This window comes from Nitrospira sp., assembly GCA_037045225.1.
Lineage (GTDB): Bacteria > Nitrospirota > Nitrospiria > Nitrospirales > Nitrospiraceae > Nitrospira_A.
The window spans coordinates 1-2,892 of sequence record JBAOHZ010000006.1 but is presented as its reverse complement, the minus strand read 5'-3'; the positions used below and the strand labels follow the sequence as shown (position 1 = coordinate 2,892).

Sequence of the window (2,892 nt, the reverse complement as noted above, 5' to 3'; positions counted from 1 at the left end):
TGCGGCACATTAAGGCCAGCGAATCGCGGCGTAATGCGGCCAGCAGAAGTGGCTGTTTTAGCGGTTTCGGACGGGTCGGTTTTACGCCGTTTTCAGGCTTCTTGCAACGTGGCAAGTGGCGACCGGAAGGGTGTCCAGGGGACCGTGGAATAAATGTCGGCTGTTTGGCGTTTATGCCGCGAAAGCCCCTTGACACCCTGGAGGTCGCAGACGCTGACGGCAGTTGTCGGGGATGTTTTTTCATCCCCGGCGGCTGCCTCACGGCGAGTGCGGGGTCTGGGGCGGCGCCCCAGGGTTTGCTCGCCGCTGAGGGTCTAACGTGCGGCCGAGGGAGACTTGGAAGCGTCCCTGCCCGCCGTGGCCTGGACGGGCGACCGGGCTTCCGGCAGGGGCCGCGGTTTGCGCCGAGTCTCGCCGTCGAGAATGATCTGATAAGCACGGTCGCGCAAACGGTCGAGCGTCGCCGCCCCCATCAACTTGTTGGGAAACGCCGCGCCCCACTCGTCGAAGTGCAAATTGCTGGTCAGCAAGGTGGTCGTGCGCTCATAACGGGCATCAATCAGATCGTGGAAATCCTCATCCTGCGGCGAGCGCATAGGACGCAGCCCGAAGTCATCAATTGCCAGCACATCGACGCGGGCCAGTTGACGCAGCTTGCGCTCAAAGGAATCGGTCGCCCGCGCCGCGTGCAGCTGAGCCAGCAGCTTGGCGTGCGAAATGAACAGCACCTCATGGCCGGCGCGCAGTGCGCAATGGCAGAGCGACTGGACCAGGTGAGACTTGCCCGTACCGGTCGGGCCGGCGATCAGAACCGGCGCCTGTTCGAGGACGAATCGGCAGGTTGCCAGCTCGGCAATCAAGGCGTGATTGACCGACGGACTGTGGCTGCAATCGAAACGTTCCAGAGTCTTGTCGCTGACCACCTGCGCCTTGCGCAGGCGCTGGGCAAACTGACGCTGATCACGACGGGCGACTTCGTCCTCGACCAGCAACGCCAGGAAGTCGGTGTAGGCTAGCTTGGCCTCGATCGCCTGACGGTTTCTCGCCTCGAGCGAGTCGAGGATGCCGGACAGGCGCAGTTGCTTGAGCAGGGGTTCAAGTGGGAGCATGGGATTCATGAGAAGATTCCAGATAGATAAGGGATGAGCAAGGAGTGGCGCGCCGTGCGGCGGCTCAATGCAACAGATCGGAGGGTTGGCGGCGGAAGTGGCCGCCACTCAGATAGGGCGCTTCCAGCGTCGGCGCGTCGATCAACTCCGGCTGCTGGTCGAGTCCGGTCTGGAGGATCTGCTTGATCGTGCGATAGCTCGGCGTACCAAAGTTCAGCGCGCGGCTACACGCCGCGTCGAGTCGGTTGCGACCGAACTGATCGGCCAAGCGCAGCAAGCCCTGGACGGCGCGCAGCTGATCGAGCACACGCTTCGCGAACAAGCTCTCGACGACCGCCCGACAAGCCGGCCCGACCGCCGTGGCCTGGGTCAAGCACCACTGCGGATCGCGCATGAAGTAAGCCTGGGCGTCGGGTGGCAGATGATCCGCGACGGTCGACCGCGTACCCGCTTTGAACAGACGCGGATGGATCGCCACCAGCTCGTGCTCGTGATAGAGGCGTACGACATCCGGCGTGATTTCCAACCACAGCGTCTGATGGATCAGGCGAAACGGCGCTGAGTAGTGGCAATACGCATGCTGGACGTGGCCGTTGCCGTGCAGCTTGGCCTTGGCCCAGGTTGGGCACGTTGGCGCGACGGCGGGCAGCGGCTGCAGCAGCGCTTGCTCGGTTTCGTTGAAGCGCATGAGCGGCCGCTCACGCGTACTGCCGTGGAGGCGATTGCCTGCCTCGCCCTGAATCCACGCCTCTAATTGCGCATTCGCGTGCGCCAGGCTATGAAACTCGCGCAGCGGCATGAAGTTGCCCTTGACATATTTGACTCCCGACTCCACGCGGCCTTTCTTGGCCGGGTCCGCGACCGGACAGGGGTCGATTACAAAGGCATAGCCGAGCGCGAGTTCGGCGTAGGCGCGCTGCACCGTCGGCTCGTAGTAGCAGGCGCGCGTGATCGCGCACTTCGGGTTGTCTATCCGTACCTTGCGCGGGACGCCGTTGAACCACTCGAAGGCGTGCCGGTGGCAGGCCAGCCAGGTCTCGACGCTCTGGTTGCGCACCACTTCGGCGTACTGGTGCCGACTCCACGACAAGGTCATGACGAAGAACCAGGTCTTGAACACCTCGCCGGAATGGCGGTCGGTGATCAGCGGTCCCGAACCGAAGTCGACCTGCGCTTGTTCGCCTACGGCAAAGTCGAGCATCACGGTCGCCACCGGGGCGGGGGCCGCTTCGCTACGCAGGAAGCGATAGACGGCATGCACGCTGCCGCCGTAGCCGTACCGGCGGGCCAGCGCCTGGCGGATGCTGCTCACGGCAATGCCCTGACGGTGCCACTCGAGAACTTTCTCGCGAAAGGGCTCCACAGTGGACAGGTGGCTCGCGTTCTTGACCACCCCGCCGCCCGTCGTCTGGTAGTAACGCGCCATCGTCGCGTCGTCCGGCAGCGGGCTCGTCGCCTCCAGCCAGTTCTGCGCGGCGGCGATGTCTCGCACACGTGCGACGGTGTCGCGCCCGACCCCCTGTGCTCGCGCGACCGCCCGATTGCTTTCGCCCAGTCGCAGGCGTTGAATCATTTGTCGTATTTCGTACATTTCGAACTTCCTGTTAGCCATTGCGCCTGCCCCCGGCAAAATTGCCAGAGGTTACACAATCGGAAGTCCGAAACCGCCTCTACTTGCCTTCTACGTGGCCTTATTGCGCCGCGATTGCTCTGGCCTCATTGCGCCGCGAATCCAGTGGCCTCATTACGCCGCCACCGAAATGGCCTTATAGCGGCGCGAGTT

The 2,892-nt window shown here is 63.6% G+C and carries 2 protein-coding genes; both read right to left on the bottom strand.

The annotated features are described in order from the left end of the window. Window positions 1-314 precede the first annotated feature (314 nt). Window positions 315-1,118, bottom strand: coding sequence for an IS21-like element helper ATPase IstB (istB, locus tag V9G17_00560; GenBank protein ID MEI2751065.1), 804 nt, complete (start codon window positions 1,116-1,118; stop codon window positions 315-317). 55 nt (window positions 1,119-1,173) lie between these two features. Then, a complete protein-coding gene (istA, locus tag V9G17_00555) occupies window positions 1,174-2,700 on the bottom strand; it encodes an IS21 family transposase (protein MEI2751064.1) in 1,527 nt (508 codons plus the stop codon). Window positions 2,701-2,892: the final 192 nt, after the last annotated feature.